The sequence below is a fragment of the Streptomyces sp. NPDC001568 genome, from assembly GCF_042893755.1.
Lineage (GTDB): Bacteria > Actinomycetota > Actinomycetes > Streptomycetales > Streptomycetaceae > Streptomyces.
This window is the reverse complement of record NZ_JBIAVF010000010.1, coordinates 60,368-84,704: the sequence shown is the minus strand read 5'-3', so window position 1 is coordinate 84,704 and position 24,337 is coordinate 60,368. Positions and strand designations below refer to the sequence as shown.

General features: G+C 73.1%; 21 protein-coding genes and 2 pseudogenes. 10 read left to right on the top strand and 13 right to left on the bottom strand.

Annotated features, from left to right (window positions below; translation table 11 throughout):
* Positions 1-12: 12 nt before the first annotated feature.
* Positions 13-1,932, bottom strand: a complete 1,920-nt coding sequence (locus ACFY0I_RS19590; protein ID WP_388897111.1) for an MFS transporter — start codon at positions 1,930-1,932, stop codon at positions 13-15.
* Between the two features lie 106 nt (positions 1,933-2,038).
* Complete coding sequence (locus ACFY0I_RS19585) at positions 2,039-5,161, bottom strand: hypothetical protein (RefSeq protein WP_388897108.1); 3,123 nt, start codon at positions 5,159-5,161, stop codon at positions 2,039-2,041.
* 269 nt (positions 5,162-5,430) lie between these two features.
* Between ACFY0I_RS19585 and ACFY0I_RS19580 the strand changes: the two genes are divergently transcribed.
* From ACFY0I_RS19580 to ACFY0I_RS19570, 3 genes are all read left to right on the top strand, one after another.
* The gene (locus tag ACFY0I_RS19580; protein WP_388897105.1) at positions 5,431-6,171 is read left to right on the top strand and encodes a GPP34 family phosphoprotein; all 741 of its coding nucleotides are present in this window, start codon (positions 5,431-5,433) and stop codon (positions 6,169-6,171) included.
* 284 nt (positions 6,172-6,455) lie between these two features.
* Positions 6,456-7,340 carry a helix-turn-helix domain-containing protein gene (locus ACFY0I_RS19575; protein ID WP_388897103.1) on the top strand — a complete coding sequence of 295 codons (885 nt, stop codon included), beginning with the start codon at positions 6,456-6,458 and terminating at the stop codon, positions 7,338-7,340.
* A gap of 214 nt (positions 7,341-7,554) precedes the next feature.
* Positions 7,555-7,767 carry a DUF397 domain-containing protein gene (locus ACFY0I_RS19570; RefSeq protein WP_388897100.1) on the top strand — a complete coding sequence of 71 codons (213 nt, stop codon included), beginning with the start codon at positions 7,555-7,557 and terminating at the stop codon, positions 7,765-7,767.
* 229 nt (positions 7,768-7,996) lie between these two features.
* Here the strand turns inward: ACFY0I_RS19570 and ACFY0I_RS19565 are convergent, their stop codons facing one another.
* A complete protein-coding gene (locus tag ACFY0I_RS19565; RefSeq protein ID WP_388897097.1) occupies positions 7,997-8,896 on the bottom strand; it encodes a hypothetical protein in 900 nt (299 codons plus the stop codon).
* A gap of 128 nt (positions 8,897-9,024) precedes the next feature.
* On the opposite strand from ACFY0I_RS19565, the gene ACFY0I_RS19560 reads away from it, so the two are divergent.
* The gene (locus ACFY0I_RS19560; protein WP_388897094.1) at positions 9,025-10,224 is read left to right on the top strand and encodes a PLP-dependent aminotransferase family protein; all 1,200 of its coding nucleotides are present in this window, start codon (positions 9,025-9,027) and stop codon (positions 10,222-10,224) included.
* 187 nt (positions 10,225-10,411) lie between these two features.
* Here ACFY0I_RS19560 and ACFY0I_RS19555 read toward each other — a convergent pair whose 3' ends face one another.
* Positions 10,412-12,148: an AMP-dependent synthetase/ligase gene (locus ACFY0I_RS19555; RefSeq protein ID WP_388897091.1), complete on the bottom strand. Its 1,737-nt coding sequence runs from the start codon at positions 12,146-12,148 to the stop codon at positions 10,412-10,414.
* Between the two features lie 117 nt (positions 12,149-12,265).
* Here ACFY0I_RS19555 and ACFY0I_RS19550 point away from each other — a divergent pair, with 117 nt between their 5' ends.
* A complete protein-coding gene (locus ACFY0I_RS19550) occupies positions 12,266-13,294 on the top strand; it encodes an AraC family transcriptional regulator (protein WP_388897088.1) in 1,029 nt (342 codons plus the stop codon).
* A 171-nt stretch (positions 13,295-13,465) separates the two neighbouring features.
* Positions 13,466-14,626, top strand: a complete 1,161-nt coding sequence (locus tag ACFY0I_RS19545; RefSeq protein ID WP_388897085.1) for a lipase family protein — start codon at positions 13,466-13,468, stop codon at positions 14,624-14,626.
* Positions 14,627-14,691: 65 nt separating this feature from the next.
* Here ACFY0I_RS19545 and ACFY0I_RS19540 read toward each other — a convergent pair whose 3' ends face one another.
* From ACFY0I_RS19540 to ACFY0I_RS19525, 4 genes and pseudogenes are all read right to left on the bottom strand, one after another.
* Complete coding sequence (locus tag ACFY0I_RS19540; protein ID WP_388897082.1) at positions 14,692-15,237, bottom strand: hypothetical protein; 546 nt, start codon at positions 15,235-15,237, stop codon at positions 14,692-14,694.
* Between the two features lie 172 nt (positions 15,238-15,409).
* Entirely contained in the window at positions 15,410-17,272 is a 1,863-nt protein-coding gene (locus tag ACFY0I_RS19535; RefSeq protein WP_388897080.1) for an AMP-dependent synthetase/ligase, read from the bottom strand.
* 134 nt (positions 17,273-17,406) lie between these two features.
* A pseudogene (locus ACFY0I_RS19530) lies at positions 17,407-17,625 on the bottom strand (DUF1648 domain-containing protein); the annotation flags it as partial.
* A pseudogene (locus ACFY0I_RS19525) lies at positions 17,619-17,735 on the bottom strand (GntR family transcriptional regulator); the annotation flags it as partial. The pseudogenes ACFY0I_RS19525 and ACFY0I_RS19530, both read right to left, overlap by 7 nt.
* A gap of 199 nt (positions 17,736-17,934) precedes the next feature.
* Here ACFY0I_RS19525 and ACFY0I_RS19520 point away from each other — a divergent pair.
* Together ACFY0I_RS19520 and ACFY0I_RS19515 are read left to right on the top strand one after the other, a co-directional pair.
* The gene (locus tag ACFY0I_RS19520) at positions 17,935-18,744 is read left to right on the top strand and encodes a hypothetical protein (protein ID WP_388897077.1); all 810 of its coding nucleotides are present in this window, start codon (positions 17,935-17,937) and stop codon (positions 18,742-18,744) included.
* A gap of 66 nt (positions 18,745-18,810) precedes the next feature.
* On the top strand, positions 18,811-19,221 hold the full coding sequence (locus ACFY0I_RS19515; RefSeq protein ID WP_388897074.1) for a contact-dependent growth inhibition system immunity protein: 411 nt from the start codon (positions 18,811-18,813) through the stop codon (positions 19,219-19,221).
* A 52-nt stretch (positions 19,222-19,273) separates the two neighbouring features.
* Here ACFY0I_RS19515 and ACFY0I_RS19510 read toward each other — a convergent pair whose 3' ends face one another.
* On the bottom strand, positions 19,274-20,095 hold the full coding sequence (locus ACFY0I_RS19510; RefSeq protein ID WP_388897071.1) for a helix-turn-helix domain-containing protein: 822 nt from the start codon (positions 20,093-20,095) through the stop codon (positions 19,274-19,276).
* Positions 20,096-20,424: 329 nt separating this feature from the next.
* Complete coding sequence (locus ACFY0I_RS19505; RefSeq protein ID WP_388897068.1) at positions 20,425-20,643, bottom strand: ATP-binding protein; 219 nt, start codon at positions 20,641-20,643, stop codon at positions 20,425-20,427.
* 282 nt (positions 20,644-20,925) lie between these two features.
* Here ACFY0I_RS19505 and ACFY0I_RS19500 point away from each other — a divergent pair, with 282 nt between their 5' ends.
* Together ACFY0I_RS19500 and ACFY0I_RS19495 are read left to right on the top strand one after the other, a co-directional pair.
* On the top strand, positions 20,926-21,150 hold the full coding sequence (locus ACFY0I_RS19500) for a DUF397 domain-containing protein (protein WP_388897065.1): 225 nt from the start codon (positions 20,926-20,928) through the stop codon (positions 21,148-21,150).
* A gap of 20 nt (positions 21,151-21,170) precedes the next feature.
* Complete coding sequence (locus ACFY0I_RS19495) at positions 21,171-21,521, top strand: hypothetical protein (protein WP_388897062.1); 351 nt, start codon at positions 21,171-21,173, stop codon at positions 21,519-21,521.
* A 91-nt stretch (positions 21,522-21,612) separates the two neighbouring features.
* Here ACFY0I_RS19495 and ACFY0I_RS19490 read toward each other — a convergent pair whose 3' ends face one another.
* From ACFY0I_RS19490 to ACFY0I_RS19480, 3 genes are all read right to left on the bottom strand, one after another.
* Complete coding sequence (locus ACFY0I_RS19490; protein WP_388897059.1) at positions 21,613-22,959, bottom strand: dicarboxylate/amino acid:cation symporter; 1,347 nt, start codon at positions 22,957-22,959, stop codon at positions 21,613-21,615.
* Between the two features lie 423 nt (positions 22,960-23,382).
* Positions 23,383-23,652: a DUF4229 domain-containing protein gene (locus ACFY0I_RS19485; RefSeq protein WP_388897599.1), complete on the bottom strand. Its 270-nt coding sequence runs from the start codon at positions 23,650-23,652 to the stop codon at positions 23,383-23,385.
* 130 nt (positions 23,653-23,782) lie between these two features.
* Complete coding sequence (locus ACFY0I_RS19480) at positions 23,783-24,307, bottom strand: GNAT family N-acetyltransferase (protein WP_388897056.1); 525 nt, start codon at positions 24,305-24,307, stop codon at positions 23,783-23,785.
* Positions 24,308-24,337 lie beyond the last annotated feature (30 nt).

Below are 24,337 nucleotides of genomic sequence, written 5' to 3'. Positions count from 1 at the left end.
AAGAACGGGGGCTCAGGGCCGTACGGGTTCCGGGGTGCCCAGGCCGGCCTGGATCAGCGTCTCGGGGCAGGGCGTGCCGCGCGGGATCTGGTACTTCGCCGACACCCGGTACCGGCCGGGGGCCGGCACCAGCAGTTCCGTCCACACGTCCCCGGCGTCGTCGGGGGCCGCCTTGAACAGGCAGCCGGCGGTGTTCGCGTACTCCTTCGGCATCGCGGAGGTGCCGCGGGCGCGGGAGGCGAACGTCTCCTGCGGGGGCAGGACCGGCTTGCCGGTGGCGTCCACCAGGCCCAGCCACGGCGAGTGCGGGATGCGGACCAGGACCCGTCCGGGCCGTTCCACGTCGATGACCATCTGGTCCGCGCCGGCCCGGACGACCGTCGCGGGGCCGGCCACCAGGCTGCCCGGGTCCTGGACCTGGAAGAGCTTCCAGTTCGCGTCGCCCCACACCTCGCGGAGGTACGGGAGGCCCTCGCGCAGCAGCTTCGCCTCGTCCTCGCCGCCCGAGTCGGGTTTGTCGGCGGGCAGGACGACGTAGTGCACGGCCCAGCGGTCCAGCCAGGTCCGGTAGCTCTCGGCGGTGAGGGTGTCGTCGTAGAAGAGCGGGTTGCGTTCGAGGTCGGCCTGCCGGTTCCAGCCGCGCGCGAGGTTCACGTACGCGGGGAACGCCGAGGATTCGCGGTGGCTGCTGGCCGGGACCACCTCGACCCGGCCGCGGTCGGCGTCGACCTTCCGCAGCTGGGAGATCAGCGGGGCCAGCTCGCGGTTCCAGGCCGCCACCGGCGTGGTGCGGACGATGTCGGTGACGCTGTTGGTGGTGATCCAGACGGTGAGGCCCGCGAAGGCGAGCAGCAGCGCGCGCCGACGCCGGGAGCGCGGGGCGGCGTACGGGACGGCGGCCAGGAACACCGCGCCGCCGAACAGCATGACCAGCCGGGTGACGTTCGATCCGACCTGGGAGTCGATCGCCCAGGTCAGGAACACCCCGAGGGCGTAGACGGCGGCGGCGATCCGGGCCGTCTTCCACCGCTTGGGTACGAGGAGGACGATGGCCAGGCCGAACACGAAGGGCAGCCAGGCCGAGCCGATCTTCATCGGCTGCGTCCCGGAGAAGGGGAACAGCCACGCGGACAGCCCGACGACGGCCACCGGCGCCAGCCCGAGGGCGTACGCGCCCGGCCGTCGGCCGCTCAGGAACAGCGCGGCGGCTATCACCCCGAGGAACAGGCCGGCGACCGGACTGGCGGCCGTGGCCAGCGCGGCGAGCGGGGCGGCGACGGCGGCCTTGGCCCAGCGCCGCCGGGCCCACTTGCGGGGCCAGCAGAAGACGGCGGCGACGGCCCCGAGCGCGAACAGCACGCCGAGGCCGAAGGTGACCCGGCCCGAGAGCGCGTTGCACAGCAGCCCGTAGACCCCGGCCAGGGCCGGCCACAGCGGGCGCCGGACGGTGTCGCGGCAGCGGGTGAGGATCAGCGCGAGGAGGCCTGCCGAGCAGGTCCCGGCGATCATCATCGTGGTCCGGACGCCGATCATGTGCATGACGTACGGGGACACCACGCTGTACGAGACCGGGTGCATGCCCCCGTACCAGGCCAGGTTGTACGCGGTGTCGGGATGCCGGCCGACGAACTCGGCCCACGCGTCCTGCGCCGCCAGGTCGCCGCCGCTGTTGGCGAAGGTGAAGAACCAGACGACGTGCAGCACGGCGGCGAGCGCGGTGGCGACGGCCACGGGGTGCCGGTGCGCACCGGCGAGCGCCCGGGCCGCTATGCCGTCGGGCCCGGCCGGCGCCGCCGGCTGCTCCCCCGATCCCGAGGGGCCCGGCGCCGACCCGCCCGGCGCGCCCGACCCGCCCGCGGGCGCGTCGGACCGGCCCGACGACCCGGAGGGCCGGGGCTGTCCGGACTTCTGGTGCTGCTCAGCGGTGGTCACCGATGACGCTCTCTCCCCGACACGCGCACGTGGGTGCCGTCCCGGTTACCTGGACGCGCCGCGGCGCCCCGGGGTTGCCCGGGGCGCCGGTCCGGCGCGGCTGCGGTCAGCCGACGCGGACGAGCTTGCTGCCGATGCCGGGGGTGGCCAGCTCGGTCTTCAGCGCCACGGGCACCTTCACCTGACTGGCTCCGTCACCGACGGTCAGCACGCCGACCTCGGTTCCGGCCTTGGCCGTCCCGGGGAGCTTCGCGCCCCCGTCGCCCAGCTTGATGTCCACGGTCAGCGAGGACCAGCCGACCGCCTGGACGTCGGCCGTGGCGACGACCGGGGTCCGGCCGCCGAGGCCGTCGTCGACGTACCCGACGACGTCGCCCTTCTTGACGACGGGCGCGCCTTCGAGGGACTTCTGGGTCGCGATCAGCAGCGTGCGGCTCGCCGCGATGACGCTGTCGATGATCGGCGGCTTGTGCTGTCCGAGGACCGCGCCGACGATCAGCTGGTTGGTGCCGCCGACCTTCTTCTGGGCGGCGAACAGGAGGTTTCCGCCGGCCTTGGTCGTCGTACCGGTCTTGATCCCGAGGGAATCGTTGGCCGGGACCAGGCGGTTCCAGTTCGGCCAGGTCTTGCCGTACGGGTCGACCCAGCTCGGCTTGCGGGTGATGTCCAGCAGCGCGTCCATCTCGACGATCTTCAGGCCGAGCTTCACCTGGTCCTCGGCGGTGCTGACCGTGGTCGCGTCCAGACCCGAGGGGTCCGTGTACGTGGTGTTGGTCATGCCGAGTTCCTTGGCGGTGTCGTTCATCTTCTTGACGAACGCCTCCTGGGAACCGGCGTCCCAGCGCGCGAGGAGCCTCGCGATGTTGTTGGCCGACGGGATCATGAGGGCCGCGATCGCGTCGTACGTCGAGATCTTGTCGCCCTCCTTGACCGTGTTGAGGGTCGACTCGTTGTCCGACTTGTCCTTCTGGCCCTCGGTCTCGGCGGTCTTGTCGATGTCGATCATCGCGCCCTTCTCACCCTTCTTGAAGGGGTGGTCGCGCAGGATGATGTACGCCGTCATCGACTTGGTGACGCTCGCGATCGGCACCGGCTTCTGCTCGCCGGAGGAGCCGATCGTGCCGAGGCCGGCGGCGGCCATGGAGGCCTGCCCCTCGGTGGGCCAGGGCAGGTCGGGCTTCCCGCCGGGGAAGGTGTACGAGGACTGCGCGGTCAGCGCGAGCTTCGGCGCGGGCAGCGGGCGCACCAGCTGCACGACGGCGAGGACGACGGCCAGCAGCAGCACGATCGGGGCGTAGATCTTGAACCGCCGGACGGCGGTGCGCAGCGGGCTCGGCGGCGGGGGCGGGTTGTTCGTCAGGTCCGCCAGCATGTCGAGCGGCGGCCTGGGCGGCAGCGGCTGCTGCGTGGTCCGCTCGCTGGAGTCGAGCCGGTTCGCGGTCGCGGCGGCGGCTGCGGCGGCCGGGGCGGCGGGGGCCTGGGTCGCCGGCTCGGGCGCGGCCGGGTGCGTCGGCGCCGGCTTCGGCGGGGCCGGGGGTCCGGCCGCCGGGGTCGGCTTCGGCGGGGCCGGGAGGTCACCGCGCAGCGGGACGAAGGTGCTGGACGCACGCTCCCCCGCCGCCTTGGCCGCGTCACCGGCCGGAGCCGGCGGAGCGCCGCCCGGCTTCACGGCCCGGAAGACGGCGGTGCGCTCGTTGTCGGAGCCGGCGCCGCCCGGGCGCTTGCCGTCGGTGGGGCCCGGGGCTCCCTTGCCGCCCGCGGGGCGGTCGGCACCCTTGCCCTCACCGGCGGCCGGGCCGTCGGCCTTGGTTCCCGGAGCGTCCGCGGGGTCCTTGGGACCTGCGGCGCCCTTCGGGTCCTTCGGGTCCTTCGGATCCTTGGCGTCCGTGGCGGGCTTCTTCGGCCCGTCCGCGGCCGAGGCGGGCCGGCCCGGGCCGGCGGGCGGCGCCGAGTCCGGCTTCACGGCGCGGAAGACGGCCGTGCGCTCGCTGTCGGGCGCCGCGGGCGGGGTCTTGCCGGGGGCGGGCGGTGCCGAGTCCGGCTTCACCGTACGGAAGACGGCCGTGCGCTCGCTGTCGGGCGCCGCGGGCGGGGTCTTCCCGGGGGCGGGCGGTGCCGAGTCCGGCTTCACGGCGCGGAAAACGGCCGTGCGCTCGCTGTCGGAGCCGCCGTTGCGGGTGTTCTCGGCGGCGTCGGTGTCCTTGGACCCGGCGGCGCCCTTCGCAGCGTCGGCCGAGGCCGTGCTCCGGGCGGGCGCCTCGGACGCGGCGGGGGGCGCCGAGTCCGACTTCACCGCACGGAAGACGGCCGTGCGCTCGCTGTCGGCCGCAGCCGGCGTCGCGCCCGGCCCGGCATCGGGCTCGGCATCGGGCTCGGCACCCGACCCGGCATCCGGCTTCTGCTCGGGCTTGACCACCCCGAACGCCGTGGTCCGGGCGTCGCGCGCCGGCTTCCCCGCACCGTCCCGGTCGGCACCGGAAGCGGAACCGGAGCCGGACTTGACCACCCCGAACGCGGTCACCTCGGGCTTGTTCGCGGCAGCGGCCCCGGTGCCCGAAGCGGAATCCACCTTCGGTGCCCGGAACACGGCCGTGCGCTCGCTCTCGTCGGCCTGGCCGTCCTCCTTGGCGGGGCCGGACTTCACGACACCGAAGGCCGTGGTCGCGGGCTTGTCCGCAGCACGCCCATCACGCGCCGACTCCTCGGACCCGCCCCGCGCCTCCTCGGAAGCACCCCGGGAACCCGTACCGGAAGCAGCGCCGGCGGCCGAAGCGGAACCAGCACCGGACTTCGAAGCGGAACCTGACCTGGCCACCCCGAACGCCGTCACGCCGGGCTTGTCCGCACCGGCATCCGCATCCGCATCCGCGCCGTCCGCGCCGTCCGCGCCGTCCGCGTCGTCCGTCGCAGCGGAGCCCGACTTCCGGTCCGCCTCCGCGGGTGCGGACTGCCGTACGAGGCCCGCCAACTTCGAGGGGGCGGCCGGGGAGTCCACCCGACCGGGGGACGGCTGCGCGTCGGGCACGGCCTCGAACGCCTGGGTCTCGTCGGCGCCCGCGGCGGCGTCGCCGCCGTCGGCGGACGTCCCGTCCCCCGGCTCGGCGCCCGATTCGGGCCCGCCCTTGCCGGCCGCCGCACCCGCCTTCCGGGCCGGCTCGGCCGGCTCGGCCGTCGCCACCCAGGCCGCCACGGCCTCCTTCAGGGGGTCGCGCGGCTGGAACACCGACATCCGCGGATCCCGCTCCGCGGACGAGGACTCCGCCGCCCCCGACGCTCCTTCATCTACCGACTTGTCGGGGGACTCGCCCGCCACCGTTCCTCCTCGATCGCCGTCCGGTCGCTGTCCGAACCGTCTAACAGTGTCCCGTCTAGGGGGCATCGCCCCCGTGCGAGACGAGAACGACATAGCTACGGGTTCCCCCACAAAGCGGCCACGCGCTCTCGACAGATGAATGTGAGAGGCGTCACCCTGTCACTCATCCACGCGGGGAGGCATGGATGGGCAAGAGCCGCAGAACAATTCCGGAGGAGCTTCTGCTGCTCGCTTTGGACCCGACCACGGGAACCACGGCGCAGCCGCAGTCGCTCGACCTCGGCCTGGCCGGGGCACAGCTAGTGGAGCTGGCTCTGGCAGGACGGATAGCCCCTGACGGGGATCGTATCGCCGTGGTGATGCCACGGCCGACAGGAGATCCGACACTGGACTCCGCACTGGAACTGCTGCGCCGTCGCGGCAGCCCGGTACGGGCCGTCCACTGGATCGGTGGACCCCGGTTGGGGCTCCGCCAGATCTACCTCGCCCACTTGGAGCGTTGCGGCATGGTCCATGCCGTCGCGGGCCAGATGTGCGGGGTGTTGCCGACGACTCGCTACCAGGCGACCGACACGGCGATCAGCCGGGAGATCCGTGCCCGGCTGGACAGTGCGATCCGCACCGGTGTACCGCCGGACCCGCGGACCGCGGCGCTCGCCGCGCTGGCCCACGCGGTCGGACTCGGCAAGCACCTGTACCCCGGCAACGAGGGGCGGTCGTCCAGGTCCCGACTTCGGGACCTGATCCGACACGACCCGATGGGCGGTCTCGTGGCGCACGCCGTGATGGACGTCCAGAACGGCGTGGCCGCTCAGCCGCGCCGTGACCGTGCTCCGGCTCCGCCGGCCGCCCGGCCCCCGGCGAGCGGCGGCGTACCGCTGCAGCCGCGCCGGACCGGTGCGATGGCCCGCGTGGCCGCGCACTAGCGGGCGGACGGCGCGCCGGCAGGCACGACCCGTGGGGCCCGCGACACCCCTGTACCGCCGCGGGGTCCACTGCACACCGTTCCACCGCTCCACCGCTTTGTCAGCACCTCGGCCGGAAGTCCCCCAAAGACCCGGTCCGCAGGTCGCCTGCGCGCGGGGTGGCGGGGTCGGACCACCGGCCCCGCCACCTCGCGCGTTCGCATTTCCCTGCCGTTCCCCAGCGGCGTCGCGCCCTTCGGTGGCAGTCTGCTGAACAGCAGACACACAGAGAGAGGGGCCGACCCGTGGCGTCCAATGTCAATCCCACCGTCCGACGCCGCCGACTGGGCATGGAGTTGCGCAAGCTCCGCGAGGACAAGGGCATGACGGCCGAACAGGTCGCCGAGCGCCTCCTCGTCTCCCAGTCGAAGATCAGCCGACTGGAGAACGGCCGCAGGTCCATCAGCCAGCGCGACGTCCGCGACCTGTGCGAGGTGTACGAGGTCGAGGACCCGCGCCTCGTGGACTCGCTCATGCAGATGGCGAAGGACTCGCGTCAACAGGGCTGGTGGCACGCCTTCGGCGACATCCCGTACAGCGTGTACATCGGCCTGGAGACGGACGCGGCCAGCCTGCGCACCTACGAGCCGCAGATGGTCCCCGGGCTGCTCCAGACGCCCGACTACGCGCAGGCCCTGATCCGCGGCGCCCTGCCGGAGACCGCGCCCGCCGACGTGGAGAAGCGCGTCCAGGTCCGGATGCACCGCCAGAAGCGGCTCTCGGAGACGGACAACAACAATCCGGAGGTCGGCCCGCTGCGGTTGTGGGCGGTGATCGACGAGGCCGCGCTGCGCCGGCACGTGGGCGATCCGCAGTTGATGGTGCGGCAGCTGGAGTACTTGATAGAGCAGTCCCAGCAGCCGTACATCACGGTGCAGGTGATGCCCTTCTCGATGGGCGCGCACCCCGGTGTCAACGGCCAGTACGCGATCCTGGAATTCCCCGACGCCTCGGACTCGACGGTGGTCTACATCGAGGGCGTGACGAGCGACCTGTACCTGGAGAAGGCCAATGACGTCCAGAAGTACAGCGTGATGTACGAGCACCTGCGCGCCCAGGCGCTCAACGTCGAGCAGACCCGGCAGTTCATCGGCGAGATCATCGAGCACTACGCGGTCAAAGCCCCGTAACGGGTGGGGCCTGGGTGGCGGAAGTGGCTGGGGACGACGGAGGGCCGGGTACGGTACACCGTCCATCCCCAGCCACAGAAGGCCTGAATGGAATATGCCACCCGGTCGAGTGAATGCCTCCTTCACCCGTCGGGAGGTGCGGGTAGCGTCGATCACGTCGGCCGGAGAATTCGGCCGGCACGAACCGGAACTACTCGCTGAACCGGAGAGAAACATGGCTATTCGTCAGGGCGCCACGGAAAACTGGACCAAGTCCTCGTACTCCGGCGGAAACGGCGCCTGCGTCGAGGTCAAGTCCCCCGCGGTGGAATCCATCTCGGTCCGAGACTCGAAGGTGCAGGACGGCCCGTCCCTCACCTTCGCGCCGGGTTCCTGGACCTCCTTCGTCACCGACGTCACCGAGGGCCGGTCGGGGCGCCTCGTCTGAACATCACGCCGTCCACCTCGACTGTTGTACGCGCATCACTGATCGGAGCCCTCTCGACCGGCCCGCCGTCCTGGCCGAGGGGGCTCGGCCGTGCCCGCACCCGGGGCACGGCGGCCCGGACACCGGGACCCGGGCAGCGGGCGGCACCCCGCCCGGCCGCCGGAACGACCGACCGGAACTCCATCCGGAACCCCGACCGGAACGCCAAGCGGAACATCGACGCGAGCCCCTACCGGAGTTCGTCGACGTACCGGTCCGTTCCCGGCACGGTGGGAATGAACGGCGCCACCAGCTCCACCCGCCCCAGCCCCGATTCCGCGACCTCCGCGTCCAGCCCGCGGAAGTGGTCCCAGCAGGCCCGCGGGTCGGTCTCCAGGAACCACAGCAGCGTCAGTCGGGTGTCGACCCCCTCGACCTGCTTGACGTAGGTCATCCGGTCGCCGGGCAGCGGCGTCGGCCGGAAGACGGTCACCATCGCCGCCGGAGAACCGTTCAGCCTCTTCGGCAGGGCCCGGGAGCGCAGCCACTCCAGCAGCTCCGCGCGCTGTTCGGGCCCCTCGGCATCGACCACCTGGACCACCAGCCCGGCGTACGGGTGGTCGAGGGCGTGGAAGTCGCGGGGGCCGGCGGCGCCGTCGCGGTAGACCGTGGCCGCGTGGTCCTGGAAGGCCGTGAAGACGTGGGTGCGGTCGCGGTAGACGCGGCCGTCGCGGTTCAGCCGCTTGTTGATGCCGACGGTCCACTTCATGTGCTCGTCGTAGCGGCCCTGGGTCACCCAGTACGTCGATATCCAACACCCGGCGGTCACGGGCTGGGCCACCGCCGACTTCTCCGGGTAGCGCAGCTCCTGGAGCTCGCGGGTGGCCACCCAGCGGCGGCCGGCGTACATCCAGGGCATGGCCATGGCGCCGGCGTAGTAGTGGTCGTCCTCGTACCAGCGGTTGTACGCGAACTCGTGGCCCGGGTGCGGTTCGACCATGGTGATCAGCGCGTGGCCGGGGCGGACGCCGTACGGGCCTACGGCCGCGAGCGCGGCGTAGTCCTCCGCCCGGGTGTCCTGGCCCCGGGTGTCGCCGGCGCCCGGGGCCGCCACGTCGTCCGGCTCTGCTGCTCGCTCGTCCGTTGTCATGGCTCCGGTGTATCTGATGAGGCGTCAGTTGGGGAGGGGGCGGGGAGCGTTCACCTGGTGAACAAGTAGGTGCCATCTGCACCTTCTTTCGCTAGGCTGCGCCGCACCCACCATCCGAAGGAGCCCCCGTGAGCCCCTCCGCCCCAGCCCGCCCCCTGCCCTCCTTCGCCGCCCGCGCCGTCTCGGTGGGCGGCTCACCGGTGCGCGAGATCCTGGCGCTGACCGAACGCCCCGGGGTGATCTCCTTCGCCGGCGGGCTCCCCGCCCCCGAACTCTTCGACACGGCCGGGCTGCGCGCCTCCTACGAGGCGGCCCTCAGCGGCCCCGCCGCCGCCCGGGCCCTCCAGTACTCCACCACCGAGGGCGCCCCGGAACTGCGCGAGGCGGTGGCGGTCCGGGCCCGGGCGCGCGGGCTGGCCACCACGGCCGACGACGTCCTGGTGACGACCGGCTCCCAGCAGGGGCTCGCCCTGCTCGCGGCGACCCTGCTGGAGCCCGGCGACACGGTGCTCGTCGAGAACCCCACCTATCTGGCGGCCCTCCAGTGCTTCGGCCTGGCCGGAGCCCGGGTCGTACCGGTCCCCTGCGACGCACGAGGGCTCCTGCCCGACGCCCTGGCCGAGATCCTCGTCCGGGAGCGCCCGAAGCTGCTGTACACCGTCCCCACCTTCCAGAACCCGACCGGTCGCACCCTGCCGGGAGCCCGCCGGGCGGAGGTGGCGGCGCTGGCGGCCCACCACGGCCTGTGGCTGGTGGAGGACGACCCGTACGGGGACCTGCGCTACGAGGGCGACCACGAGCCGTGGCTGGCCGCCCAGCCCGGCGCCGAGGACCGTACGGCCCTGCTCGGCAGCTTCTCCAAGGTGATGGCGCCGGGGCTGCGCCTCGGCTGGCTGCGCGCGCCGGCGGCCCTGCGCCGGGCGGCGGTGGTGGCCAAGCAGGCGGCGGACCTGCACACCTCGACGGTGGACCAACTGGCCGCCGCGCACTACCTGGCCGCCCACGACCTCGACGCGCACGTGGCCACGGTCCGCGAGGCCTACCGGGCCCGCCGGGACGCCCTCCTGGCCGGCCTCGGCGGGGCGCTCCCGGCCGGCTCGGAGTGGAACCGTCCCCAGGGCGGCATGTTCGTCTGGGCCCGGCTCCCCGAGGGGTACGACGCGACGGCGCTGCTGAAGTCGGCCGTCGCGCACGACGTGGCGTACGTGCCCGGCGCCCCCTTCTTCACCGGCACCCCGGACCCGCGCACGCTCCGGCTGTCGTTCACCACGCACACCCCCGCCGAGATCACGGAGGGCCTGGACCGCCTGGGCCGGGCCCTGGCCTGAGCCCGACGCGGGCTCCGGGCCGGCTCCGGGCGGGCTCCGGGCCGGGTCCGGGCTCCGGGCCGGGTCGGGGCTCCGGGCCGGGTCCGGGCTCCGGGCCGGGTCGGGGCTCCGGGCCGGGTCGGGTCGGGTCCGGTTCAGGGCTCCGGGTCCGGTTCGGGGCCGGGCTCCGGCGTCCGGCGCCCCCGCCTCACCCCCCGTACAGCGCCTCGATCTGCGCCGCGTACCGCTCGGCGACCGCGCCGCGGCGCAGCTTGAGGGTCGGGGTGAGGGTGCCGTCCTCGACGGAGAAGTCCGCGTCGAGGATGTGGAAGGCGCGGATGCGGGCCGGGCGGGAGACCGTGGCGTTGGCGGCGGCGACGGCCTCCGCGACCAGGGCGCGGACCTGCGGGTGGATTCCGGGGCGGGGTCCGGGGTCGAGGGAGCGGCGGGCCGCCCACGCGGCGACCTCCTCGGCGTCCAGGGTGATCAGGGCCACCGGGTGGGGCCGCCGGTCGCCGATCAGGACGGCCCGCGAGACGTACCGGGAGGCGGCCCGCACGGCGAACTCCACCTCGGTCGGGGTGATGTTCTTACCCGCCGAGGTGATGATGAGTTCCTTCTTGCGGCCGGTGACGGACAGGAAGCCGTCGCCGTCGAGTTCGCCGAGGTCCCCGGTGTGCAACCAGCCGTCGGCGTCGAGGGTCCCCGCGGTGGCGGCGGCGTTCGCGTGGTAGCCGGGGAAGACCATCGGGCCGCGGGCCAGGATCTCCCCGTCCGCGGCGATCCGGACCTCACAGCCCGCGATGGGACGGCCGACCGTGCCGTACCGGACGGCGTCCGGGTGGTTGAGGCTGATCACCCCGCCGGACTCGGTCATCCCGTAGCCCTCGAAGACCCGTATCCCGCAGGCGCGCAGGAAGTCCAGCGTGTCGGGGGCGATGGGGGCGCCGCCGGTCAGCGCCCATTTCAGGCGGCCTCCGAAGGCGGCCCGGACCAGGGAGTACAGCGATTCCTCGGCGGCCTCGTGGGCGGCCCGCAGTTCCTCGGGCAGCCGGCCCTCGCAGGCGAGCACCCCGAGCCGGACGGCCTCCGCGAAGCGCTCCCGGCCGCCCTCCTGCCCGTCGGCAAGCGCGAGGACGACCGCGTGGACCTTCTCGAACAGCCTCGGCACGGACGGCAGGTGCGTGGGTCGGGCCTCGGCCAGCTCGGCGACGACGTCCTCCACCCGGCCCCCGAAGTAGCAGAGCTCACCGCCCTCCAGCAGGGTCGTGAACTGGATCAGCTGCGCCAGCAGGTGCGCCAGCGGCAGGTACAGGTACGTGGAGTCCCCCGGCCCGCCCCGGACCAGGGGCAGCGTGCCGTCCTGCACCGCCCCGAAGTTGCCGTGGGTGAGCCGGCAGCCCTTGGGCAGGCCCGTGGTGCCCGAGGTGTAGACGATCGAGGCGTCGTCGTCGGGGCCCACCGCCGCCGCCCGCTCCCGCAGTCGCGCCTCCGGGGCGGCGGCCCGCCCGGCCAGGGCGTCCATCCGTACGACGGCCCGCAGCGCGGGCAGCTTCGGCCGCAGGGCCTCCACCCGGGCCGCCCGGGCGGCGTCGTCGCAGACGGCCACGACCGCCTCGGAGTCGGACAGCACCCACGCCAACTCCTCCTCCCCCGCCGTCGGGTACACGGGGACGAGGACGGCGCCGGCGGCCAGCACCCCGAAGTGCGTGTACGTCCACAGCGGCCCGGTCTCCGCCAGGACGGCCACCCGTTCGCCCGCCGCGACGGCCAGGTCCGGGCCGATCAGGGCGCGCCCGGCCGCCCGTACGGAGGCGGCCAGTTCGGCGTAGGTCCGGGTCGTCCAGCCGTCCGGTCCCGCGCGAAAGCGCAGGGCCGTCCCGGGGCCGTACCTCTCCTCCGTCCACCGGGTGAACTCCGCCAGCGTGTCCGGCCGACCGTCCATCGCGTGCCCTCCCGCAGTAGGTGACCCACGACGCTAGGCACCGGCGGGCCGGCTCCGGCATGACCGGACGCGTCACCACCACTGACCCCAGCGCTCATTGCGGCTACCGTCGAGGTCATGGGGAGGCGGACGGTCACCGTGCACCACGTGCGCGCCGTGCTCGCGGGGGCGCGGAGCGCCGGCTTCGACCTGCTGCCGCTGCTCCAGGAAGCGCAGATCCCGCCGCTGCTGCTGGGCGACGACCGGGCGCTGATCACCTCCGCGCAGTTCGCCCGGCTGTTCCGGGCGCTGTACCGGACCACGCAGGACGAGTTCCTCGGCCTGTCGGCGGTCCCGAGCCGGCCCGGCACGTTCGCGATGATGTGTCACGCCTCGCTGGGCTGCCGGGATCTGGGTGCGGCCGTGGAGCGCGGGGCGGCCTTCTACGGGCTGTTCCCCGGCGGGCCCGAGCTGGAGCTCCACGTCGACGCCGACGGCGGCGAGGCCCGGTTCAGCGTCGGCAACGACTTCGAGCGGGACGAGGAACGGTTCCTCACCGAGTGCGTGCTCGCCATCTGGCACCGGCTCGCGAGCTGGCTGATCGGCCGGCGCATCCCGCTGACCTCGGCGTCCTTCAGTTATCCGGCGCCGCCGCACGCGGACGAGTACGCGCTGCTCTTCGACTGCCCGGTGCGCTTCGGCGCGGGGCGCACCGAGGCGGTGTTCGGCGCGCACTGGCTGACCGCGCCCCTGGTGCGGGACGAGGCCGCGCTGGACGCGATGCTGCGCCGGGCCCCCTTCGACCTGCTCTCGCGCCCCGCGTACGGGACCACCGTCGCGGAGCAGGTGCGCCGGACCCTGACGCGGCGGCTGCGGACCTCCCCGCGACTGCCCGAGCTCGGGGAGGTGGCGGCCCGGCTCGCGGTGTCCCCAGCGACGCTGCGGCGCCGGCTCCGGCAGGAGGGGACGTCGTTCCAGCAGCTCAAGGACCACGTACGGCGGGACGCGGCGATCGCGGGGCTGGCCGAGAGCGGCGAGCCGATCGCGGAACTCGCCGCCCGGCTCGGCTTCTCCGAGGACACCGCGTTCCACCGCGCGTTCCGCCGCTGGACGGGCACGACACCGGGGGCGTACCGGATCGCGTCCGGGGGACAGGGCGTGTCGTGAAGGCGGCTCCGGGTGCGGCGTCGGCGCGCCGCTGCCCGGCGGCGGGGCGGGTGTCGGGGAGGGTGGGCCTCCGGGTCAGGAAAGGTGAGCTGCGCAGTCAGCGACATCCTGACCGGTCGGTCACTACCTTCTCCTCACCCACCCCGTACGGACCGTTGGGAGAGCCGCCCCATGCGATTTCGCAGGACCGCCCTCGCCGTCGTGGCCGCCATGGCCATGTCCGCCTGGATCCCCTCCGCCGCCACCGCCGACACCTCCGCCCCCGCCGCCGCCGGCGCGCCCGGTGACCTCGTCTCCAGCGCGCCCTCCGCCTTCCACCCGCTGCCCGGGCAGCCCACGAACACCAAGGCGTGGAAGGTGCACTACCGCTCGACCACGGCCGACGGCGCCCCCAACGTCGTCTCGGGCACCGTCATCGTCCCGCAGGACGGCCGCAGCGGTCCGCGCCCGCTGATCACCTACGCCGTCGGCACGGTCGGCATGGGCGACTCCTGCGCGCCGAGCAACAACCTGCCGTACGGCACCTCCATGGAGGCCAACCTCATCCAGCAGCTGACCCTGCGCGGCTGGGCCGTGGTCGTCACCGACTACGAGGGCCTCGGCACCCCGGGCGTGCACACCTACACCGTCGGCCCGTCGGCGGGCCACGCCGTCCTCGATGCCGCGCGCGCCGCACTGCGCCTCCCCGCGGCGGGGCTCGGCCCGGACACCCCGGTCGGCATCATGGGGTACTCGCAGGGCGGCCAGGCCAGCAGTTGGGCCGCCGAGTTGCAGGGTTCGTACGCGCCCGAGCTGAAGGTGAAGGGCACGGCGACGGGCGGTGTCCCGGCGGACCTGCGGAAGGTGGCCGACTTCAACAACGGCTCCTACGGATCCGGACTGATCTTCATGGCGGCGGCCGGGCAGGACGCGGCCTTCCCCGAGCTGAGGCTGGACTCCTACCTCAACCCGGCGGGCAAGGCCCTGGTGAGCGGGATGAAGGAGCACTGCGTCGCCATCGACGCGATCGCCGGATCCTTCAAGCGGATCTCCGACCTGACCACCCGCAACCCGCTGGAGCAGCCGGACTGGCGGGCCCGCCTCGACCGGAGCCGACTCGGCGGCACCGCCCCGGCCGCGCCGGTGTACCAGTACCACGCGCTCGCCGACGAGTTGATCCCGTACGGGGTCGGCAGCCGGCTGCGCTCGGAGTGGTGCGCGAAGGGCGCGAACGTCGAGTTCGACACGATCTGGCTCGGCGAACACGTCAGCGGCGTGATCACGCACTCCCTGGAGGTCGGCAACTGGCTCGCGGACCGCTTCGCGGGCCGCCCGGCCCGCGGGAACTGCTAGACGGCCCCGCCCCCGCGCCCCGGCGGGTCTTTCCCGCCGGGGCGCGGGGCTGTCCGCGGCCCGGCCTAGTGCCGGTCCACCTGGACCTCGGCGATCTCCACCTTCGGGTCGGCCGGCGCCGCCCGGCCCGGCATCGACACCTCGACCTCGGTGGGCCAGGACGCGCCCGGGTACACGCCGACGGTGTCCGTGCTGAAGCTGCCCGTGGCCTCGTAGCCGTCGGGGCCGGTGACGCGCAGGGTGACCTCGTAGAAGGCCCGTACGGTGCCCCGGTTGGTGAGGGAGACGGGCACCCGCAGCACGCCGCCGGCGGCCCGTACGGGGGCGTGGGCGGTCGCGTCGCCGTCGCGGGCGACGACCGGCCCGAACTCCTCGGTGCCCGCCGGCGGCGGGGTCGTGGCCGGGGCCGGGGTACGGATGACGATCGGGGGCGGGGTCGGCGCGGCGTCCGCGGTGGGCTTCGGCTTCGGCTCGGCCCCGGAGCACCCGGCCAGCGCGCCGCCCGCGCAGACGACGACCACCAGCACGGAGACAGCTCCGGGCACGGCCCTGGGCACGGCTGCGGACACGGCCTTGCGCACGGCCCTGCGCACGATCGCGGACAGGCTCACGGTCACGGCTTCCCCCGAAGCTCGGGCGCGCGGTCGATCTCCGCACACCGGGTCGCCGTGATCATATGACCGGCATCGCGAACGGGCGTCGCGAACCGGCATCGCGAACCGGCGTCGCGAACGGGCATCGTCAACCGGCATCGCGAACGGGCGTCGTCAACCGGCCCCGCCCTCACCGCTCCCGCGGCCCCCGGTACAGGGCGTCGATCTCGGCGGCGTAGTCCCGGGCGACGGCGCCGCGCCGGAGTTTGAGCGAGGGTGTCAGGTGCCCGCGCGCCTCGGTGAAGTCCCCCGGCAGGACGGTGAAGCGTCGGATGGACTCGGCGCGCGACACCGTCCGGTTGGCCTCGTCCACCGCCCGCTGGAGGTCGGCGCGCAGGTCCTCGTCGGAGACCAGTTCGCGGATCGGCACGCCCTGCTTCTTGTTCATCTGCCGCCAGTGCGCCAGCCCGTCGGGCTCCAGCGTGATGACGGCGGTGACGTACGGCCGGTTGTCGCCGATCACCATGCACTGGCCGACCAGCGGGTGGGCGCGCAGCCAGTCCTCCAGGGGCGCGGGGGCGACGTTCTTCCCGCCGGAGGTGATGATCAGGTCCTTCTTGCGGCCGGTGATGGTCAGGTACCCGTCCGCGTCCAGTTCGCCGATGTCCCCGGTGGCGAGCCAGTCGCCCGCCGGTTGGGCGGCGACGTTCCAGTAGCCGGCGAAGACGTGGGCGCCGCGCAGCAGCACCTCCCCGTCGTCGGCGATCCGTACGGACGTGCCGGGCAGCGGCCAGCCGACGGTGCCGAGGCGGGGGCGCAGCGGCGGAGTGATGGTGGAGGCGGCCGTGGTCTCGGTCAGTCCGTAGCCCTCGAAGACCTCGACGCCGGCGCCGGTGTAGAAGGCGGCGAGCCGCCGGCCGAGCGGGGAGCCGCCGCTGAGGACGTAGCGGACGCGCCCGCCGAGGGCGGCCCGGATGCGCCGGTAGACGAGCGGGTCGTACAGGGCGTGGGCGGCGCGCAGTCCCAGGCCGGGGCGTTTGCCCTCGACCGTTTCGCCGAAGCTCTGCGCGATCCTGGCGGCCCGGTCGAAGGAGGCGGCGCGGCCCATCCGCTCGGCGGTGGCGCGGGCGGTGTTGTAGACCTTCTCCAGCACGTACGGGATGGCGAGCAGGAACGTCGGTTGGAAGCCCGCCAGGTCGGCGAGCAGTTCTTCGGTGCGGATGCTCGGCGCGTGGCCGAGTTTGACGCGGGCCCGCATGCACCCGACGGCGACCATCCGCCCGAAGACGTGGCTGAGCGGCAGGAAGAGCAGGGTGGAGGCCGGTTCCTCGGTGACCGACTTGAAGACCGGGTGGAGCAGCCCCACCGCGTTGTCGACCTCGGCGAAGAAGTTGGCGTGGGTCAGCACGCAGCCCTTGGGCTGTCCGGTGGTGCCGGAGGTGTAGACGAGCGTGGCGACGGTGTCCGGCGTACGGGCCTCCCGGCGCGCGTGCACGAGCGCGTCGGGCAGGTGCTCCCCGGCCTTGACGAGGCGGGCCACCGCGCCCGTGTCGAGCTCCCACAGGTGCGCCAGCCCGGGCAGGTTGCCGCGTTCGGCGCTGATGATCCGGGCCTGCGCGGTGTCCTCGACGGCGCAGGCGACGGCGCCGGAGTCGTAGAGGATCCACCGCGCCTGCGAGGCGGAGGAGGTCGGGTAGATCGGTACGGTGACCAGGCCGGCGGCCCAGCCGGCGAAGTCCAGCAGGGTCCATTCGTAGGTGGTGCGGGCCATGATGGCCAGCCGGTCGCCCGCTCTGAGCCCTTCGGCGATGAGCCCCTTGGCGACGGCGAGGACCTCGGCCGCGAACCGGTCGGCGGTGACGTCGTGCCAGGTGCCGTCGGGCGCCTTGCGGGCGAGGACGGCCTCACCGGGGGCTTCGCGGGCGTTGTCGAACGGTAGGTCCCCGAGGGAGCCTCTCTGCGGCATCCCCGCGAGCGGGGGTACGGAGACCTCCCGCACCACCCCGGCGACGGTCGTCTTGACGGGCTCCACCAGCTTCGGCTCGGCATGCACGGCGCGCTCTCCTCGGATCGATCGGAGTTACCGCCGGTAATCTACGCACGGGTAACCCGGTCCGACCACCCCCCGGACCGGGTCTTTCCCCACGCGGGGGCCCGTGCGGCGCCCCTCGGGACGGCCGCCGGAAGTCAGCCTCCCGCCCGATCCCCCGCGGCCTTCAGGGAGTTCAGCAAGGCGGCGCCGCGTTCGGCGTCGTCCACGCTCACGGCAAAGTCCCGACCCCCGGCGCGGATCACGAGGCACTCGCCGCCGCGCGGCATCACGGTCGTACCGAGCCCGTCGATCCGGTAACCCCAGCCGCCGGCGCGGGCGGGCCCGCGCTCCTCGACCCGGGCGGACTCGATGTCGGGACCCGGTCCCCGGGGGCGCATTCGCCCTCGTCGACGGCACGTCGGATGACGCCCGCGACCTGCTCGTGCGGGGGGCGACCGGCCGCGGCGTTCAACCTCAGCAGCATGATGCCGATGGCAATGGCACCATGTGGGTAGTGAAGCGGTCACGTCCTCGAACAGGCCCGATCCTCAATCCCTTTGACCATCTGGATGGTCAACTGCCTTACTCCGTATGGCAGAACGCGTGCGCTCGCCGACGCGCAGCGGGCAGAATCGGGGCGGTCCGTCCGACGGCTTCGGGCCCGCGATCGGAAGGGGACTCCGGTGTCGTCACAGGAAATACAGCTCTCGCTCACCGCCGAGCAGGCCGCGGCGGGGACGGTCATCAGCGTCGACCTCGCGGGCGGCCCGGTCAGCCTGCGCATCCCGCCCACCCGCAACGGCGACCTCATCCGGGCCCAGGTGGCCGGCAAGGAAGTACTACTGCGGATCCTCGTGACCGGCGGCACGGTCGGCGCGACGACCCCGATGGCCGCCGCCGCGTTCGGTGCGCCCGGGTCGCCGGGTGCGCCCGGTGCGCCCGCCACGTCCGGCCGCGCGGGCTGTCTGGTGGCCCTCGGCGTGGCCGCGGCCGTCGCCGTCGCCTTCTTCATGGTGAACACCGGGGACGACGGCTCCGACGACAAGGCGTCCACCGCCGCCGGTTCCTCGCAGTCGCCGAGCGCGGACCAGTACTCCCCGTCCTACGCCCCGGCCCCCACCCACATGGCGACCGAGTCGACGCCTTCGCAGAGCGCCGCGCCGGCACCGGACCCGACCACCTCGGCGCCCTACTACCCCGTCACCCCCAGCGCCGAGGCCCCCACCCCCTTCGATCGGGGCACCTGCCTCAACGGCGAGCTCCCGGACTCGACGACGGCGCAACGCGTCACGGGTGTGGACGAGGTCCCCTGCTCGGCGTCCGACGCGCACTACCGGGTGATCGAAAGCATCCCGTTCACCTCGGACATGGACCGCTGCAACACCAACTCGAAGACCGAATACGCCTTCTCCTACCGCTACACGATGGGCGGCAGCGTCCTGAACGAGTACGTGTACTGCCTCGTCGGCATCGGCTCGTACTCCCGCCGATAGGCGCTCCCGACTGGTAGACAGGGAGGCTTCTCCACTCTTCCGCAACTCGGCAGACGCAAGGGCGACATGATGCTCCACCATTTGGACCGCACCCTCGACGAGATCGACGGCCCCCCGTGGCCACCCGCGTCGCCGAACGCGACGAGCCTCGCCACCAAGGTCCACGCCCTGCGTCGGCGCCCCCTGGGCAGCCTCGCGCCCGCGGACCTGCGCACCCTGATCAGCCAGGACGTGGCACTCCCCCACGTCCTGCCGCTGGCGGTCGACCTGCTGGTCGACGACCCGCTGCTGGACGCCTGCTTCTACGAGGGCGACCTCCTGCACGCCGCCGTCACCCGCCCCGCCACGGCCTGGCTCCTCTTCCCGGACCTGGCGGCCCGTCTCGCCACGGCCGTCGCCCCGCTCCCCGCCACGCCCGAACGCGCGGAGTTCCTGGCGACCCACGCCGGCCCGGACACCCGGAACGCGGCCGGGTGACGGTGCCCGGGCCCAAGCCGAACTGCGCGTGAGAACAGGCCCCGTGGCCCGCTCAGGCGACCGCGGCGTGGGTCTCGGGTGGGCAGTCGACGCAGCGGCCCGGGGCCGGGGCGCGGAAGGCGCGGTCGCAGCCGTCGCAGTTCTGGAGCGGGTCGGGCCGCGAGGATGCGGTGACCGGGGGCGGTGCGGGGAGATGCGGGGGCATGGACGTCCGCAGCCGGTAGCCGATCAATGCGGCCGGGTGCCGGAGGTCGGCCGGCAGTTCGGCGGTCAAGGCGTGCCGCACGGCTTCGGGATGCACGCCCCGCTCCAGCCAGGCGGCCACGCCGGGCGCCAGTTGCCGTACGCGTTCCTCCGCGAGCAGCAGCCGGGGATCGTCGCAACGCAGCCGTGCGAGCAGATCCATGGCCTCCTGGCTCGGGAGGCCCGCGGCGATCCCGGATGCGGAAGCCGACACGGGAGCAAGAACCGGTACGGCGCCTGGTGCCGGGTCGGGGTCCGGGTCCAGCTCCGGGTCCAGCTCGGGGTCGGGGTCCGGCTGCGGGTCCGGGTCCGGGTCGGGCTCGTCGGTGTGCGGGGGCAGTGGCGGTGCGGCGCCCCGAGGGTGGTTGTAGGACACGGTCCTGGTCAGGAGGCGGCCCTCGGGCGTACGTACGCGGCTGCGCTCCAGGTAGCCGTGCGCCTCCAGCTCCCGAAGGGCTCCGGCGATGCGCACCTCCCCCTCGGGGAAGCGCTCCGCGAGGGCCTTGATGCCGACCTTGGCGCCGGTCGGCAGCGACTGGATGTGCAGGGCGAGGCCGATGGCCACCAGCGACAGGGCCGGGTGCTGGGCGAGGTGGTTGCCCACCACGGTGTAGTGGTGGGCGTGCCGCACGTTGACGTGGACTACACCGGATCGGATGGTCCCGGCAGGAACCCGGGACGCAGCGCGCGAGGGCGCGCTAGGGTGCTTTGACACCATGCGGAAGCTGCTTTCTTCCTGTTTGGTCAGGCCCTCGTTCGGGATGCCAGTCCCGGCGGGGGCCGTCTCATGTCTGGGAGTTGTGGGGCCGAGCATATGCCGCTCAACCGCATCAAAAGCCAGCCCAGTTGGCGTAGTTCACCCGTGTGAGTGAGCGGGGAGCCGGAGGGGTGGGGTTGGTTGGTTCCACCTCGGTACTTGGTACTTAAAGGTCGAGCACGACCGCGTTCCGACCTCCCGCGTCACGGTTTGAGCCCCTCCCCGGGCAGGTCCAGTTCCGCCCAGACCACCTTGCGCGGCGGCGGCCCCTGATCCACGCCCCACCGATCGGCCGGCGCGGCCACCAGTGCCAGCCCTCGCCCGGACTCCGCGTCCACGTCCGGGTCGCGAAGTCCTGGGATCCGGTCCCGGCGCGTGTCCACCACCTCGATCCGGAGCACACCGCCGGTACGGGTGAGCACGACCTGGAAGTCCCGCCCCGGCACCCTCCCGTGCGGGCCCGTCCGGCGACAGTCCCCAGGAACGCACTTGCTCGACAGCGAGCCGCACGCCGAACTGGTATTCGGTGAACCAGATTTGAGTATTCACATCGCTCAGCGTGGAGCGCCCTGCCTACCGTTTTCAGGGCGAGCCTTCTGCGGTCCGGGCTTTGTCCCGCGCTTGTCCCGCGCTGGAGGGGCTGTCCCGGACGCCGTAGGGGCAGGACTGCTGAGTCGATTTCGGTGCGTCGGGAGCGAGCGGGCATGACGATGGACACGGACGGTACGGAAGACGCGGGCTGGGACGTCGACCCGGACGACGAACAGGGCGTCGCTGTCCTGTCGGCGCTCGGCCGCCGGCTGAGGGTGTGGCGCGAGGAGGCGGGCAAGCGGGCCGCCGATTTCGGCGTCGAAAACTCCAAGGACACCGCGCTCCCCCACCTCGCGTTCTCCCCGGGCGCCTGGGCCGAGTTCGTCGCGCGCTCCTGACGTCGCCCGTGGAAGCCCGTGTGCCCCCGGCCCGGACCACGCCCCGCACGCGCAACGGGCCCCACCGGCGGGAGAGCATCGACCTGCCGGAGGACCGGGGCTGTCTGCGCTGGGTGCTCGGCGTCCCGCTCGCGCTGCTCTACGTACCGGCGGTGTACGCCTGCTTCCTCGCGCTGGCCATGAGCCCGCAGTCGGTGCACGACCCGCTGCGGGACGACGTGCGGTTCCTGGCCGGGGTCTGCGTGGCGGTGTGCTTCGCGGGCCTGCTGCTGACGGCCGTCCCGGTCTTCCACCGCACGATGGGCCGCTGGTGGTACGCCGTACCGTTCCTGCTCGCCGGCGTCGCCTACGTCCGGGCCCTGACCGTGTGAGCCGGGAGTCCCCGAACGCGCAAACACCGCGACCCCCGCCCGGACGGGGGCGGGGGTCGCGGCGGGTGGGCGCGCTCGGGGCGCGTCCGGATCAGGCGGTGACGGGGACCGGGGCGCCGGCCTTCTCCTCGGCCGGGGTCTCGGCCGGGTCGGCCTTCTCGTCCAGCGGGGAGGCGGAGGCGGTGGCGTACGCCTCCTTGTCCAGGATCCCCTCACGGGCGGAGACGATGACCGGGACGACGGCCTGGCCGGCCACGTTGGTGGCGGTGCGCATCATGTCGAGGATCGGGTCGATCGCCATGAGCAGGCCGACACCGGCCAGCGGCAGGCCCAGCGTGGAGAGGGTCAGGGTCAGCATCACGGTCGCGCCGGTCAGACCGGCCGTGGCGGCGGAGCCGACCACCGAGACGAACGCGATGAGCAGGTACTCCTTGATGCCCAGCTGCACGTCGAAGATGTTCGCGATGAAGATCGCCGCGAGCGCCGGGTAGATCGCGGCGCAGCCGTCCATCTTCGTGGTGGCGCCGAACGGGACGGCGAAGGAGGCGTACTCCTTCGGGACGCCGAGGCGCTCGGTGACCTTCTGGGTGACCGGCATGGTGCCGACCGAGGAGCGCGAGACGAAGGCCAGCTGGATCGCGGGCCAGGCGCCCTTGTAGAAGTGCAGCGGGTTGACCTTGGCGACGGCCCACAGCAGCAGCGGGTAGACGCCGAACATGACGAGCGCCGAGCCGATGTAGACGTCGGCGGTGAAGGTGGCGTACTTGCCGATGAGGTCCCAGCCGTAGCTCGCGATGGCGGTGCCGATGAGGCCGACGGTGCCGATCGGGGCGAGGCGGATGACCCACCACAGGGCCTTCTGGAGGAGTTCCAGGACCGACTCGGCGAGGTTCAGGACCGGCTGGGCCTTGGCTCCGAGCTGGAGGGCGGCGATACCGGCGACGGCGGCCAGGAAGACGATCTGGAGCACGTTCAGCTCGGTGAACGGCGTGATGATGTCCTTCGGCACGATGCCGGTCAGGAAGTCGATCCAGGAGCCGGTCCGCTTGGGCTCCTTGCCGTCGGCCGGGGTGAGGCCGGTGCCCGCGCCCGGGTTCGTCAGCAGGCCTATCGCGAGGCCGATGCCGACCGCGATCAGCGACGTGATCATGAACCAGAGCAGGGTGCGGGAGGCGAGCCGCGCGGCGTTGTTCACCTTCCGCAGGTTGGTGATGGACACCAGGATCGCGAAGAACACGAGCGGGGCGACGGCCAGCTTCAGCAGCTGGACGAAGATGTCACCGACCTGTTCGAGGGTGGTCTTCAGCCAGCTGATGTCCTGGCTGCGGGCGAGCCAGCCGAACAGCACACCGAGCACGAGACCGGCGACGATCTGGGCCCAGAACGGGAACTTGAAGGAGGCCTTGGCGGGAGCCTGGGCCTGGGGCGTGGCGGACACGGACACTCTCCGGGGGGACGCACGAGGTACGGCGGAAGGTTCTGCGAGGGGTGCGGTGCGGCAGCAGCCGGAAGGGGCCGGGCCGGCCGGGACCGCTGCTGTATCGATTCAGCTCGACTGCGGAGGGAAGCTCAACTGCAGAGGGAATCAGCGGCAACAGCAACAGGCCGCGGACACGCGGCGGCAGAGGTCGACGTGCAGGCGCGCCACGAGCGGGACGCTCGCGGTCATCGGGTGCGCAACTGTGGTCAACATGTTGAACACGCTAACACTTCTCCTTTGAGAAGCCCAAAGCGATTCTTTGATCCAGAAGGGGCCGACGCCCGGCCCGTTCGGCCCGGAAAACGCGAAAGCCCCAGCGTTACGGGCGGTATTCCCGTAGCTGGGGCGGTTCGGTGTGTGAGGAAGCCAACGCGGCCTCGGTCAGCCGACGCGGGCGGCGTCGTCGGCCCCGTCCTCCTGGCTGCGGTTCGCGGCGAGCTTGTCCTTCGCACCCGCGACGCGTCCGGAGATCTGCACGGACATCGCGTCGCGCTGCTTGCGCAGCAGGACGAACGACAGCGGGGCGGACAGCACGAGCGCGAGCAGCACGATCCAGGCGGGGTTGGCGTCGCCGAGGCCGGAGGGCACCCAGCCCAGGCGGACCAGCAGGGCGACGAGGACCAGGCATCCGACGAAGACGCCCAGGCGCATCGCGGTGTAGCGGATCGTCGCGCTCGTCTTGAGGGACACGGTGACCCCTTCTCTCTCGTCGTCCTACGGGCATGATGTTTTGGGCCCGTCCAGTGAAGCACGCCGGGGCCCCGTGACGGCCCGCCGGGGGTCAGTGCAGCGGCAGCAGGAGGGTGATGTCGTCGCGGTCGTCGCCCGGGGCGACGCGGATGGCGTCGGGGACGCGGCCGACCTCCTTGTAGCCGCAGCCTGCGTAGAACCGCTCCAGGCCGAGGCCGCCGCGGCAGGTGAGGCGGACGGCCTCGATGCCCTCCAGTGACCGGGCCGCGTCGGCGAGGGCCGTCATCAGCTCGCGGCCGACGCCGCGCCCCTGGAGGGCCGGGTCGACCATGACGGTGTAGGCCCACACCCAGTGCCGCATCAGCCGGTGCGTGTTGAGCGCGAGGAAGGCGACGGCGCCCACCCGGCCCGCCGCGTCCCGACCGACCAGCAGCCGGTGCCGACCCTCCGCCATGGCGGTGAGGTGCTTGAGCAGTTCGGGCCGGACCTCGTCGGAGGTGACGGGCGGGACGAAGCCGACCGCGCCACCGGCGTTGGACACCTCGGTCCACAGCTCGACGATGCCGTCGCGCAGGGCGGGGTCGACGACCGGATCGAAGGTGAAAGTAAGGGTCATTAGCGCAGTCTAATCATTACATCCCCGCTC